The sequence below is a fragment of the Perlabentimonas gracilis genome (assembly GCF_011174675.1).
Taxonomy (GTDB): domain Bacteria; phylum Bacteroidota; class Bacteroidia; order Bacteroidales; family Tenuifilaceae; genus Perlabentimonas; species Perlabentimonas gracilis.
In genome coordinates this window covers 66503-81093 of record NZ_JAANIG010000013.1, presented here as the reverse complement: position 1 = coordinate 81093, position 14591 = coordinate 66503, and the positions used below count along the sequence as shown (strand labels likewise).

The following is a 14591-nucleotide window of genomic DNA, read 5'->3' as shown; positions in this document are numbered from 1 at the left end:
TTTGAAACAAATTCGCTAATACGTTTTTATAGTACCGCCTGCTACTCCTGTACCTTTATCTCAAGCTCCATATACCCGTCGGTTGTGGTATCGGCATGAATTACCCGAATAATGCCGTACTTACCCTGCTGCGTTTTAAATGGAACCAACTTGCCGGTATAGCAGTACTTACAGTTTCCGCTGGAAGAACCGGGGCTGTAGGAATTAACCAGAAGGCTATCGTTGGCCGCTGCAACAAACTCATCGAGCTTCACAAGGTCGTTATCGGTTGCATTATAATCGTATAGTGTAGAGTTTCTAGTTTCCCAATCGGACAAAATGGGGTAGTAGCTGGGTGCGGTTGAATATTGTGGGCAGTTTAGCGTTGGCGACCATTCCCCTCCGGTTAGGTATACAAAGGCCAGGATATCGATTTTTGCCTCGTTGCCAGCAACCGTCTCATTGGTATAGGTTGTCCCTGTGTTCACATCTAAAAAGTGTGGGAACTCGGTATTGTCTTGCATCCCAATTTTTATCGATTCGAAATGCTGTATGGAACCATACGCCGACCCCTCACCAAGGTATATGGTAAGCGATGTTGTGGCCGTATCGCGATTGGCGTTCATTGCCATAAAACGCCACTCCTCAACCTGCGCACCCGACTTTACGGCATTAATCTCAAATTCGTAGTCAACCTCCTCAACAAATATTCCTCTGTCCAACTCTGTGGTAGCCTCTCCATTGACAATGCGCTGTATTCGCACATTGGTTAGCGCATCTCCCCCACCGTTTGCCTGTACACCAAAGGCTATTTTCCCTCCAACAGGTATTTCATCACCTTGCTTGGTGTACTCTCCAGCCTTAAGGCTAATGGATGGTGGGGCAATTATTGGGTCGTCGGTCTTACAAGCAAAAAAGGTGGAAGCAGTTATCAGTATAAATACAATTCTTTTAACCATAGCTCTATTGTGTATTTTAAAGTCCATCTGGCACATTCAAACACCTAGAAAGTATTAACCCCGAAAGGCAGGAATTTCCTTTCAGGGTTAATGGTTGAGTATAGAGAAAAACTACTTGGTAATGTATTCAAACTTTACGCTACCGGTTTCACCATCCGTTACTTCAAGAATCTTCACCAACACGTAGGTCTCATTGTCACTACCAATACGAGTTTTAACTGACCAAATTTGATCTTTTGTAAGCAACTTCGATTTTCTTCGCCCCTCGTTTTCATCGTAATAGTTCATAATCGCCTCGTCACCGTCCTCAAGTGCATCAAAATCGGCAACGGTTACATCTGGTAGCTCAAGAAAACGGGTTTCATTTTGTGTTGTCCAATTGGTTGGGTCGTTGTCTTCACCTCCAAAAATACCCTTGATATTTGATGCTGGCCCTCCAAAAGCAATGTCATTTCCCTCTTCGTAAAAACAGAAAAGATCAATGTCGGCCTGATTTTGTGAAGCCTCATTGAGTGAATACGTTTTTTCCTTGCTAAATGAATAGAAACCAGAAATGGTCGTATTGCTTTGTGCTCCTAAGGTAACAACCTTGGGGAGTACTTCTGGGTCATCCTTTTTGCATGACGAGAATCCCACTGCAACAACTAGTGCAACTGTAAAAAGACTTAATAGTTTTGCTTTCATGTTTGAATCGATTAATTGTTTTTAACTCAATATGTATTGTGGTGCATATCGCCAACAAATATATGGCATAAATAATTCTATACAACTTCAGAAAACATATTTTACAACACATTATGCAAATTATTGCATGTCTGCTGTGGTCTACCCAATTAGATTTGTATTTTTGCCATACAACTTATTTAGGCTTTGATGACGAATTATCTAGTCGGTATTGACGATACAGACAATTTGGAGAGCCGGGGAACTGGTTTTCTGGCACGTTCAATGGCTAAGTTCATTAACGATAATGGGCTTGGTATACCAGGTGGAATTACGCGCCATCAGCTGCTTTTCGACCCCCGCGTTCCATATACGTCGCAAAACTCTTCGGCTTGCATCCAGGTTACCACATCAAATCCCAAGCTGCTCTGGGAAACAATGATAGAATTCCTAATCAAATCTTGCGCTGTTGGCTCCGACTGTGGTTTATGTATGGTGGAAGAGGATGATGTTCCATTGGCCATTGTTGAGTGGGGTTACAGGGCAAAAACCGAGTTAGTTAATAAAAAACTTGCTGCCGATTTGGCTCAAGCACACAATATCAGCCTGATTGGTTTAACCGGTACACACGATGGCATAATTGGTGCCCTTGCTGCTGTTGGCTTAAGGTCTTCGGGTAACGATGGCAGATTCGTTAGCCTAAAAGGTGTTGATATTAGAACCATTGAGGGGACTCACTCCTTACTCGATTTGCAAAAAATTGTTCCTGTACATGAGGCTATTGGCATAGACGGAAAGCGCATTGAATCAAACATTACCATATGTTTTGATAACGGTTGGTTTAGGCCAGTATTGAAAAATGGAAAAACTACAATAGTAATTACTAATACAAATATCCATGAGCACAACCACTACAAACTCGCAGACAAGGACTACATCAAAAGCATTTCCAACTAGCTTTTCGCTGGCTCTTCAGGTATTGGCTTTGCTTTTAGTTGGTTTTACAGCAACTTGGCTGCACGCAAGGTTTAGGTTTCCAATGAATCTGCCTGGTAGGCATGGGCTTGAATTTATGCTCCTTATTATGGGCGCTCGCTACATTTCGGGTTTAAGATTATCGGCTACTGTAGCAGTAACGGGTTCGGTTCTGGCCTCCCTTATTCCTGTCCTAGGCTTTAAAGACCCAATGCTTCCTTACATATATGTGGCTATGGGGGCTCTAATAGACTTTGCGTGGTATCGTTGGTCAACCCTTCGAAAGTGGATTCCCTTGGTTGCACTGCTTGGGGGTTTGGCCTATGGACTAATACCAGCAATCCGGTTGGGATTTATGCTTTTAGGGTCGTACCCATACAATAGCTTTTTAAAGCATGGGTATATCGTTCCTTTCCTAACCCACATCGCCTTTGGCTTTGTTGGCGCGTTTGCTGGAGTAGGATTAATATCGGAAATTAGAAAGAGAGTTAAGAAAAAATAGTTTAACTAAAAAAGGGCTACAGTACTATTTGGCCCTTTTTAAAACCTGTCGTTATGCACAAACTTACCAATCCGTTTGCGTTACTTTTGCTAATTCTCACCATAGGTGTTTTTACTTCATGCGATAAAAAAGAGGAGAATACCACACCTCCTACCATCGAGTTAATGGCTTCCGAGGGGTATATCACCGGAAGTTCCATTGCTGGCCCGGCTCAGGAACTTAAATTTAAAGTAAAGTGTCAGGGTAATGGTGTTCACGTGCTCACCAACTTTATTGTATCCAGCAATGGCAGTCGGGTAATCGACGAGGGTATAAATACCGATTTGCTTCAGCGCGATGTGGTACTATCTAAAACCAGCGATCCCGAGGAGATTGTTGAGTTTATCATCAGAGATATCGATGGAAAAGAGGCTACCCTACAGATAACAATTAGTCTGGACGAATCGGCAGGAGATACCGAACCCATTTGGTACAAGGATATTGTTCTAGATGCTCAGGGCGTAACCAACGGGAAAAGCTTTGTATCCCTGGCCGATGGTACAACATTAAATCTACAGGATGCCTCCAACAACCAGAGCCTAATCAACCTGCTTTACTACTTCGATAATATTGATGCCGACGAGAACACCATATCGTCTCCCGGAGCAAATATCGACGATAGCATAATCAGCGGACTTTCGGGGTGGACAACCCGAAATACCTCTCGCTTTATCTCCAAATCGATGAGTTTGGATGATTTTGAGGCTATCAACAGCGTAATTTATCTTGTTGATGAGTACCACACCTCGGGTAATCGTAAGGCTAAAAACCTAAAGGTGGGCGACACCTTTTCGTTTAAAGATGAAGCTCGCAACAAGTTTGGAATGTTTAGAGTGTATGAAATTAACGGACAGGAAAACGGCAGTGTAACCATCTCTATCGTTATACAGCCATAAGAATTGTTGATATGAAGTTTTCGAAATTATTTATACCCTTTATTTTTCTTTTCATTATTAGTGTTTCTGCCATTTCACAGGATTGTGTAACAGGGCGGGTAATTGATTCGCAAAGCAAACAACCCTTGCCGGGTGTAACAGTAAAGTTAAAGAGTGGAAACTTAGGCGTTTCAACCGATATGGATGGGAGGTTTAGAATCTGCCCCCCCGCATCCCCTCCATTCTCTCTTGAGTTTACCCACGTGGGGTACTCCAAAGCAGAAATGGTGATTACAACGTGGGGCGATTTGGCAAAAGTGAGCCTTACCTCAAGTCCTTGGCCTATCGATCAGGTTGTGGTTACAGCAACCCTTAGCCCACAGTCAACAAGGGAGGTGCCGGCCATGGTATCAGTTATAGATAGCACACATATTAATGCTAGCCCAGCCACCAATGTCGATAATTTTTTGCGCACCATTCCCAATCTTTTTGTGGATCGATCGAAGGGTGTTTTCTCTAAAAACGCATCCGTTTCGATGCGTGGGCTCGATGGCTCAAATAGGGTGCTCATTCTTTACGACGGAACCCCGCTTAACAAAACATCATACGGATTTATAAACTGGAGTCTCATTTCGCCCGATATTGTGGAGCAGATTGAGGTGGTACACGGGCCATCATCAGCTCTTTTTGGCAATAATGCCATGGCAGGTGTAATAAATATCCGAACCAAGGAGCCGGCCGACAAAAAATTTTATGGCTCTGTGGGTGCTGAGGCAGGTGGATTTGGCTTTAAAGGGGTGAAGTCTACCCTTGGAGGAACCACCACCCTATTCAACCAGGATGTTCGTATTATGGCCAGTGGTTTTTGGCGCGATGGCGATGGCTACATTGCCGAACCACCCGAAATTAGGGACTCTACCAATGTTCCTCTTTACCTTACCGAAAAAGGGGTTAACATTAAGGCTTTGATACCATTCACAGACAGCACATCATTCTATGTTGGAACCAATATTTATACCGATAGAAGGGGGGCTGGTCGGGCTGTTTACTTGGCCGATGGAAGCTACGACGCATACACCACTAACAGGCTACACATTGGTTACAATGGATACATTCAAAAATTTAAGTTCGACATTTATGGTTTTGCCCAGCGTGAAGTGTACGATAGGCAAAACGAATCGTTAAACAAGACGGGCGACAACTATAGGATTTACCATACCGACCAGCAATCGGGCGATGTTGGTATATGGGCAAATATGTCGCGTAAAATCGTCCCCAACAACCACCTAACGTTCGGGGTTGATGTTAAACACGGATATATGGAAGCTATCGATATCTATCGCACCTCAACCGATATAATTCAGCGCAACGGAAAGGTAACCTTTGGGGCAATATTTCTACAGGACGAGCAAACTCTTCTAAATAAAAAGCTGCGGATTTTAGGTGGATTACGCCTTGATTATGCCACGTTCTACGATGGGCTGCTCGATGTACAAAGCCCCACCAGCAACACGGGTTTTGCCTCCGATACTACTTCAAACTTTGGAAAGAATAGCTGGTACTCCCTTAACCCCAAGCTGGGGGTTCGATACATTCCTAACCACTGGCTTAGCACATACATTTCTGTATCTTCCGGGTTTATGCCTGCAAAACTCGACGATTTGGTCTCGTCCCGGAGAATATCAAAAGGTTTTAAACTGGCAAACCCAGATCTCCAACCCGAGCATCTGGTTACTTACGAAGTTGGTGGAAATATCAAAATTGGCTCAAGCCTTAAATTTGATGCAGCGCTCTTCTATTCACAAGGTCGCGATTTTCAGTATTTTGTTTCAACAGGCGACTCAATTGACGCAGGCGCCGATGATATTCGCCCCATCGTTATGCGCAAGAATATCTCGTCTGTTGATGTTTATGGTGGCGAGTTCTCAGTTAGGTTCACTCCCACAAAATGGCTCTACACAAGGGCTAACTTCTCGTTTAATCATTCAACCATCAAGGGGTACGATGTTAACCCAGAGTTAGATGTTGACCTTACAGGATATGGTTTGGCTGAAGTACCACAGCAGCAGGCATCAGTAGAGGTATTCTTACTATCGGAACGCATTGCCAACCTTGGTGTAATATGGATTTACACTGGTAAGCAATGGGGCGATGACATTAACAGCCACCATATTAAACCATGGAATACCCTTGATCTTAGGGTTTGGAAAGAGTTTAATGGCGTTAAGTTCTCGATGGATGTGTTCGATATTTTTGATAATCCATATATTGATAAGAAGGGGCTTCAATCTCCGGGTCGTTATTTCCTGTTCACCCTCGGTTACAGCTTTGGGGTGAATTAGCCTCTCTCTGAATAGGGCTTTAAATAATCCGCACTATTGCGTCTCAGCCAATTTGGTATTAAATTTGAGCGCATTGTGCGGATTCACTTACTCACACCCTATGATTAAAACCCTAATTGTTGAGGATAACTCAAAATCGGCGCAGTTACTGTCGGGATACCTCACAAACCTATTTACCGATTTGCATCTGGTTGGCATTGCCAGCAATGTTGATGATGCCGTGGAGAAAATTTACCAAGAGAAACCCAGCCTTGTTTTTCTTGATATCAACCTGCAAGAAGAAAGTGGTTTCGATGTGCTTAGGCGAACCAACACCGATGAGTTTGAGATTATTGTTACCACGGCATATAGCGAGTACTCGCTGCAGGCCATAAAGGCTTCGGCTGTAGATTACATTCTAAAACCTTACGATATTGAGGAACTTAAGAATGCCGTAAGAAAGGCCAAGGCTCAACTCGAACTAAAGGGGAAAAAGAGCAACCAGCAGCAAGGCAATGCTCTCGATGATAGGGTGTTTATCCCCACCCTCGATGGATTAATTTTTATTATGATTGATGATATTGTTTGCGTTAAGGCCGATACCAACTACTCCGAGTTCCATACCGTGGACGGGAAAAAGGTTGTTTCATCCAAAGGGCTGTCGACCTACGAGGAATTGCTAAAACCCAAACTCTTTGTAAGGGTGCACAAATCGTCGTTGGTAAACCTTAGGCATGTGGCAAAGTACCACAGGGGACGCGGGGCCTACCTCACCATGAGCAATGGTATGACGGTAAAAGTAGGCGAAAGCAAAAAGGATGAGCTGCTAAACCACCTTAAGCTCTAGCCTATTGGCTATATTCTGTAAGGAATTTTAAGATGTACCGTTGTTCCCGTGGGGCTTCCCTGCTTATCGTAATTATCAACAATTGTAAACGACTCCTCTATAAACCGTCCCTTTTGTAGCTGCAGAAGTATGCTCTTACTGCTAATCTCAATGCCCACCGAGCTATGTGCCTTAGCCTTTTTGGCTTTTATCTCCATAGCCTTTTTGCGGCCAATCCCGTTATCAGCCACTATGCAGCTTAGCCAATGGTTTTCCATCGCTATTTCCAGTGTAAGTTTCATATCCTTACTTTTAGGCGAAAGGCCGTGCACTATGGCATTCTCGAGGAATGGCTGAATAAGCATTGGCGAAATCTTTACCTTTTGCTGATCGATTGATCCGTCGACGGATATTTTAAAGTCGATTACCTCGTCGAGGTTTACTGAGTGTACTGTAACATAGGTGCTGTAAAACTGAATTGCCTTATCCAGTGGGATGTAATCCAATCTGGAATAGTCCAAAAACATACGCATGAGCCTCGAAAACCGCGAGAGGGTATCAACAGCCTCCTCCTTGCTGCTCGACATGATGGTATGCTGAATGGAAGTTAGGGTGTTGAAAATGAAATGTGGATTGATTTGTGAACGAAGCAAATCGAGCTCCATCTTTTGTAGCCTTCCATATAGCACATTTCTACGAAAAGCAGCATATATAATCCACAGTGTTCCCATCATCAAGATAAGGGCAACACCAACCCTAAACCATAGGGTTTGGTAGTAGGCTGGCTGCACAACCAGTGCTATTTCAATGGTTTGCTTACTGTTGACTTCCGAAGGAATTTGGCTTGTTAGGCTAAATACGTAGTGCCCTGGTGGCACATTGGTATAGCTCACCGCATTGTGGTTGTATGCAACTCTCCGGGGCGATCTGTCGTAATTAACCAGCTGATATTCGTACTCAATATCCTGCGGATTTCTGAAGTCGAGCATTGAAAACTCAAGCGAAAAAAAGTTTTCGTTATGCTTCAGTAGAATAGTGTCGCCGTTTGATATCTCTCTGCCTACAACGTTGTCGAAAACCCGAAGCTCGTTTACATATAGGGGAGCTTCTGTAATTGAAGAGGTAACGCTGTCGGGGTGGAAAAACATTATGCCCTGCTTGCTTCCAAAGAGCAGGTAGTTTTCTTGTGTTCTAACCCCACACTTAAAAGTAAAATCGCTGTTATACTGCCCTTGCTTAATGCTGAAATTTCTAATTGAGTAATCTAACGTATCAACTTGTGCTAAACTCTCCTTTGTGCTTAACCAAACATTTCCCCTGGAATCGGTTAGCGCAGTACATAGAAAGTCGGTGGTTAGTCCGTTGGCCTTCCCATAATGAGTATACTCCTTCGTTTTCTTGTTGTATACGTAGTATCCGTTGGTTGTGGTTGCTGCAACTAGCCGATGGTCGTCAATATCCGTTATGCTCCAAAAGGAGTTGTTGGAGTAGTTGTCCTCACTAATAGGTGGAATTGCGGCCTCGAGTATGGTGTTGGCAAAGTTCTCTCGAGGGTTTAGACGGAACAACCCCTCGCCTCCTACCCAAATCTCACCTGTTCGATCAACAAACATTGAGTATACAATGTCGGGCTTGTTAGTTATTCTAAAATTCATGTCCCGCTCAAACCTATCGTTTTTTATGTTAAGCTTGAAAAGCGTTGGCTTCTCGAGCGATCCAACCAGAATGCCTCCAGGAATCTCAATGGCTGAAAAATACTGCCTGTTATTAGGAATATAATACCGATCGGTAAACCGCCGTTCCTTTGTATGGTAATGATAAACAGCTTGGTTGGTAACAAATATTAGGTTTCCGTTCGCGAGTTCAAGTATATGGTTTGTTGCAAAAACTTCGCCTCCTGGACTGGGGAAATTTATTGGATCGATCTGTTTGAGTCGATTTGCCAAAAAATCGTCGATATTGGAAATTTTGTACGCTGGGCCCTGCCTTACCCCAATCCACAGGTTATTATTTGAATCGATGGTAAGCGCACGGATATACTCATTGGGGAGTCCACTTTTCGAATCGAGAATTTGGAAGGATGACTTTGGCAAAACCTTTATTGCTCCGCTTGTGGTTCCCAACCAAAACGTACCATTCTCTTCCTTTATAACGCTAAGATACTCCGTGGTAATATCATCGGATTTGGTCTTAAAAATAAGGGTTTCAATAGGATTAAGCCTTGAATCGAAAGCGGTAATTTGGTTTTTATGAACAAAATATAAACGATTGCCATCGTGGAATAGTTTTCCCCTTGATCCCACGTAGCGCTTTAGAATAATCTCCTCGTTAAGGTCTTTATCGAAACTAACCAAATGATGAGAATTGTCGGCAAAATTTTTAATTCCCACAACATTTCCCGCAAAATGCTCCAACTCTCTATACCCTTCGTCGGCAAAAACTATTGATGCCCTATTGCTTTTTATGCTGTAATGGTAAAGAGTATGTAGAACTGAAAAGGTAAGGCTTTCACCAGGAATTATGTTGTGTATTTTTGATTCGGTTACCCTAGAGGTAAGCTGCAGATTCAGTAGCTGGAACTTGCCTGTATTTAGATTAAACCTGTTGAGCCCATTACTAGCAATAATCCAGTAAATACTATCATTCTCCTGTGTAATTGATGTGATATTGGGACTGCTAATTGACGAGGGATCACGCGGATCGTGTAAATAGTTCTGCCATGTGCCTGTTTCGCGATGTAGAATAGATAAACCATTTGCTCCAACCAAAATATTTCCGTAGCTATCCTCAAAGAGTGCTTTTACAACATCTCCAGAAATACTATTTGCATCGGACTGATGCTTGAAAACAGTGAATTTATTACCATCGTACTTAGCAAGCCCGTATATGGTTCCAAACCATATGTAGCCCTTGGTGTCCTTGTGAATACACCTAACCTCGTTGTTTGGCAAGCCATTTGTTTCGCTAAATATCTCATACCCTAAATACTGAGGTTGAGCAATTGTTACATACGAACAAATGAGTAACCAAACAATTATTCCAAATCTTGACCTAATCAACAAAATCACTTACTTTAAACGTTTTATTTCAGATTTCCCCATGTCAATAATGAACGAAGATAGCTATACAAACACGTTGGTAAGCTCAAAATACCGTTTCGTAATATAGTATTTGATTTGTAGTAATTTGTAAACTAACTTACATTCAGATTGATAATTGAAATTAATTATAAAAGCTAAGATTACCAAAGTTGTTACAATAAAAAAACTGCATAGGTTTTGATAGTGAGTATAAAAACGAAAACCCTTTAAATAATATAGCCATGAAAAAACTAATTCAAATAACAGTTCTTGCTTTCCTAACCCTAGGAACAAGCATGGTCGCGGCCCAAAGCTCGCCGAAGGAATATCTGGGACTACCCGGTGACAACTTCAACCTTTATGCCGTGATGGATCTCTTCCAAAGCTCTGAAACGCTTGAGGCATTTGAGCGCAAGCTTAACGACCCTGAGCAAATGGTTAACAACCTCGATTTGAACAACGATAATTATGTTGACTACATTATGGTTCTCGATTACGCTGAGGATGATTTGCACAACATTGTTCTTCGTGTAGCACTTAACGAGCATGACTATCAGGATGTAGCAGTTATTGTGGTTGAGAAATTCCCAAACGGAGCGGTACAAATTCAGCTAATTGGCGATGAGGCTCTATATGGTGCGAACTACATTGTAGAGCCAGTATATGCCGAAACCCCCAACCCAGGCTACCGTGGGAATAGCGTTTACATAGCCGAAACAAACTATGGTGGTCATGTTGTATCAACAACTTTTTACGAGGTTTCGCAATGGCCTATAGTTATTTACGTATACAGTCCATACTATCGCCCATGGCGTTCGGCATGGCGCTGGGGATACTACCCCTCCTACTGGAACCCATGGCACCCACACTACTGGCACTATTACTACGGATACCATTCGCATTGGCACCCTCACTACTATGCGCATTATAGACACTGTAGACACTACAGAAGCTCTCGCTACCAAACCGTTTACTACTCACGAGTTAGGCGTACATCCTCAACTGTAGTTGTAAATGTAAACAACGGCAGGTATAGAGATACATACACCCGACCCGAAACCAGATCCGCAGGCGAAAAGATTGCCAGCCAAAGGGTATCGGAACGGAAAAGAGCAACCACCGGTACCGCTTCGGTAAACAGCACCACCCGAAAACAGGATAGAACCAAGGTAGATAACACCACAAGGGTAAGTAATAGGAACTCGGGCAGTGCAACGGTTACCACCCCAATAAGACGAGTTGACAACAGCAAACGAAGCAACACAAACCAAACCACAAGGGTAAGCACACGCAATACAAGTAATAATACGTCTAGTGATGTTCGCTCGGGAAATACTTCCAATCGAAGAGAGACTAGCGGTAATAGCGTTAGGCAAAGCACACGCCAGTCGAATACAACAACTACGGCAAGGCCGTCAACACAACGAACAAGTAGCAGGGAGGTTAACAAATCCTCATCGAGTAGCAACAAGGGTTCATCTCCCTCTGTTTCCAGAAGTAATCGATCGTCGTCCTCTTCATCGGCTCAACAAGCAAAACCAAGCCAGAGCAGCAGATCGTCGGCAAAGGCTAGCTCCTCGACAAGCTCAAGCAGTAAGGGTTCTGCTACAAAAAGCGAATCGAAAAGCAACTCAAAAAACAGTACTAATAGCAGAACCAGGAACAGATAGTTAGCAATCCTTTAACGATGAAAGAGCTCCCCGGATGACCGAGGAGCTCTTTCGTTATGATTTGAGTATTACTTTTCTGAAAAAAGCCAACACTTAAAACTGCCTAAACCCAATTATCTCTCTAACCTCCTTAATTGTTCGGGTTGCGCTTTCGCGAGCCTTCTCTGCTCCCATTTTTGCCACCTTGCGAAGATAGTTGGTGTCGGCGAGGATTGACTCTATTCGCGTGTAAAATGGCTCAGTGAATGCTACAATATCCTCGGCAAGCTGTTTTTTCATATCTCCATACCTAATCTCGCAGCTGTTGTACTTATCGTTGAAATACTGCTGGGTATCGGACGATGAAATTACGTTCATGAGCGTAAACAGATTCTGAATGGGTTCGGGCTTGGGCTGGTTGGGTTCAGTGGGTCCGCTATCGGTAACGGCTTTCATTACCTTTTTGCGGATAGTTTTAGGGTCATCGGATAGGTAAATGGCATTTCCCTCAGATTTCCCCATCTTTCCGCTACCATCGAGACCGGGAATTTTTACTAGCTGCTCGCCAAAATTGTAGGCCACGGGCTCGGGGAAATACTCCACGTTGTAGAGCCTATTGAAACGATTGGCAAAAGTACGGGTCATCTCGAGGTGCTGCTCCTGATCCTTACCCACGGGCACCTTGTGCGCCTTGTGTATTATTATATCGGCAGCCATAAGCGTTGGATAGGTAAGTAGACCAGCATTCACATTGTTGGCCTGATTACGGATTTTATCCTTAAACGATGTGCAGCGCTCCAGCTCACCCAGATAGGCGTTCATATTCAGAAGCAGGTAAAGTTCTGGTATCTCTGGAATATCGCTTTGTACATAAAGCGTGGCCACCTCGGGGTCGAGTCCACAGGCCAGGTACTCGGCAAGCACCTGCTTAACGGAACCATGAAGGTTCTCGGGGGTTGGATGGGTTGTAAGCGAGTGGTAATCGGCAATAAAAAAGTAGCACTTGTTCTCGTGCTGCATTTTCACAAAGTTTTTTAGGGCACCAAAGTAGTTGCCCAAATGGAGTTTACCAGTCGATCTGATTCCGCTTACAACAATATCCATAGCAATAAAATTTTTGAAAATATTTGCAAAGATAACAAAGATTTAGAATGTGAAAATTGTGCTTTGCAAAGGGCTAGGCCTTGTGTCCATAGCGAATTTGCTTGGCTAGCTCGGAGGCAAAAACAAATTCGTTTAGCTCCTTGTTGTCGGAGTTCAATATCTCCTCCTTGGTGCCTTCCCACCACTTCTCACCTTGATATATGAAGATGATATTATCACCAATTCCCATCACCGAGTTCATGTCGTGGGTGTTCACAATGGTTGTTATGCCATACTCCTCGGTTATCTCCTTTATCAGGTTGTCGATAAGGATTGAGGTTTTGGGGTCGAGTCCGGAGTTGGGCTCATCGCAAAATAAGTATTTGGGGTTAAGCGCAATGGCCCGTGCAATGGCAACACGCTTTTTCATCCCCCCGCTTAGCTCCGATGGAAACAGGTTGTTGGTGTTATCCATATTTACCCTTTGTAGGCAAAAATTTGCCCTTTCGAGTTTCTCCTCGCTGGTCATTTCGGTGAACATCTCTAGGGGGTACATCACATTCTCCTCAACGGTAGCCGAATCAAATAGTGCAGCACCCTGAAAAAGCATACCCACTTTCTGCCGAAGTCTTTTCTTCTCCTTAAAATTCAGATTGTTAAAAAGAGTATCGCCGTAGTATATCTCGCCATGATCTACCTCGTGCAGCCCAACAATCGATTTCATGAGCACGGTTTTGCCCGAACCACTCTGCCCTATTATTAGGTTGGTTTTCCCGCTTTCGAACCTTGCCGTAATATCCTTTAGCACAATGCGGTCGAGAAACGATTTGGATATATTCTGCACCCTAATCATGATAACAGCAGTTGGGTTAAAATAAGGTTGAACAATAAAATTACTACGCTGCTATGCACCACCGCCTTTGTGCTAGACCGGCCCACCTCAAGCGATCCTCCTGACACATAGTATCCGTAAAATGCGGAAACGCTAGTGATGATAAAGGCAAAAACAATGGTTTTGATTACCCCGTATATAATGTAGTATGGAATAAAAGCGTACAGTATACCTTCGATGTATTGCTGGGTGGTGATTACACCGGTAAGGATGCCCACAGCCCATCCACCAATAATACCAACAGCATTGCTCATTATACACAGGAAAGGGTTGAATAGCATAGCCGCAAGTATTTTGGGCAGTACAAGATGACTGGCTGAGTTGACACCCATTATCTCTAGGGCATCTATTTGCTCGCTAATCCGCATGGTGCCAATTTCGGAAGCAATATTACTCCCCACCTTTCCCGCCAGAATAAGGGCTACTATTGTAGATGAGAATTCAAGCAAAATGCTATCGCGCGCAGCAACACCTATAAGGTAGTTGGGAAGCAAGGGGTTTTCGGTATTGTAGGCAGTTTGAATGGTAATAACAGCACCCATAAAGGCTGAAATAATGGCTACTATCCCAATGGAGTTTATGCCCAGCTTATCGATCTCCTTTACGGTGTCGCGATAAAAAATTTTCCACTTCTCAGGTTTTGCAACCACCTTCCCCAGGAATAGGATGTATTGACCTATGGTGTGGAACAGGTTCATTTGGTAATTTTTTTACAAATGTAGCAATTTATTAAAAAATAGATCGTACA

Annotated in this window: 12 protein-coding genes; 6 read left to right on the top strand and 6 right to left on the bottom strand. The window is 43.4% G+C overall.

Annotated elements, in window-relative coordinates; genetic code table 11:
- Positions 1–41: 41 nt before the first annotated feature.
- Together G8O23_RS07795 and G8O23_RS07790 are read right to left on the bottom strand one after the other, a co-directional pair.
- The gene (locus tag G8O23_RS07795) at positions 42–938 is read right to left on the bottom strand and encodes a hypothetical protein (RefSeq protein ID WP_166363481.1); all 897 of its coding nucleotides are present in this window, start codon (positions 936–938) and stop codon (positions 42–44) included.
- Positions 939–1049: 111 nt separating this feature from the next.
- Complete coding sequence (locus G8O23_RS07790; protein WP_166363479.1) at positions 1050–1622, bottom strand: hypothetical protein; 573 nt, start codon at positions 1620–1622, stop codon at positions 1050–1052.
- A 189-nt stretch (positions 1623–1811) separates the two neighbouring features.
- Between G8O23_RS07790 and G8O23_RS07785 the strand changes: the two genes are divergently transcribed.
- The 5 genes from G8O23_RS07785 (at position 1812) to G8O23_RS07765 (ending at position 7160) form a co-directional block, all read left to right on the top strand.
- Entirely contained in the window at positions 1812–2558 is a 747-nt protein-coding gene (locus tag G8O23_RS07785) for a hypothetical protein (protein ID WP_166363477.1), read from the top strand.
- Complete coding sequence (locus G8O23_RS07780; protein ID WP_166363475.1) at positions 2500–3078, top strand: hypothetical protein; 579 nt, start codon at positions 2500–2502, stop codon at positions 3076–3078. The genes G8O23_RS07785 and G8O23_RS07780 overlap by 59 nt, the downstream gene beginning before the upstream one ends.
- A gap of 53 nt (positions 3079–3131) precedes the next feature.
- Positions 3132–4013: a hypothetical protein gene (locus tag G8O23_RS07775; protein ID WP_166363473.1), complete on the top strand. Its 882-nt coding sequence runs from the start codon at positions 3132–3134 to the stop codon at positions 4011–4013.
- An 11-nt stretch (positions 4014–4024) separates the two neighbouring features.
- On the top strand, positions 4025–6334 hold the full coding sequence (locus tag G8O23_RS07770) for a TonB-dependent receptor (protein ID WP_166363471.1): 2310 nt from the start codon (positions 4025–4027) through the stop codon (positions 6332–6334).
- Positions 6335–6434: 100 nt separating this feature from the next.
- Entirely contained in the window at positions 6435–7160 is a 726-nt protein-coding gene (locus G8O23_RS07765) for a LytR/AlgR family response regulator transcription factor (RefSeq protein ID WP_166363469.1), read from the top strand.
- An 8-nt stretch (positions 7161–7168) separates the two neighbouring features.
- Here G8O23_RS07765 and G8O23_RS07760 read toward each other — a convergent pair whose 3' ends face one another.
- Positions 7169–10198 (bottom strand): ligand-binding sensor domain-containing protein, encoded by a 3030-nt coding sequence (locus G8O23_RS07760; RefSeq protein WP_166363467.1) that lies wholly within the window; start codon positions 10196–10198, stop codon positions 7169–7171.
- Positions 10199–10461: 263 nt separating this feature from the next.
- Between G8O23_RS07760 and G8O23_RS07755 the strand changes: the two genes are divergently transcribed.
- Positions 10462–11889 carry a hypothetical protein gene (locus tag G8O23_RS07755; protein ID WP_166363465.1) on the top strand — a complete coding sequence of 476 codons (1428 nt, stop codon included), beginning with the start codon at positions 10462–10464 and terminating at the stop codon, positions 11887–11889.
- 93 nt (positions 11890–11982) lie between these two features.
- On the opposite strand, the gene trpS is transcribed toward G8O23_RS07755, so the two are convergent.
- The 3 genes from trpS to G8O23_RS07740 form a co-directional block, all read right to left on the bottom strand.
- Complete coding sequence (gene trpS / locus G8O23_RS07750; protein WP_166363463.1) at positions 11983–12972, bottom strand: tryptophan--tRNA ligase; 990 nt, start codon at positions 12970–12972, stop codon at positions 11983–11985.
- A gap of 73 nt (positions 12973–13045) precedes the next feature.
- Entirely contained in the window at positions 13046–13804 is a 759-nt protein-coding gene (locus G8O23_RS07745) for an ABC transporter ATP-binding protein (protein ID WP_166363461.1), read from the bottom strand.
- Positions 13801–14541 (bottom strand): MlaE family ABC transporter permease, encoded by a 741-nt coding sequence (locus G8O23_RS07740; RefSeq protein WP_166363459.1) that lies wholly within the window; start codon positions 14539–14541, stop codon positions 13801–13803. Before G8O23_RS07740 ends, G8O23_RS07745 begins: the two co-directional genes overlap by 4 nt.
- Positions 14542–14591: the final 50 nt, after the last annotated feature.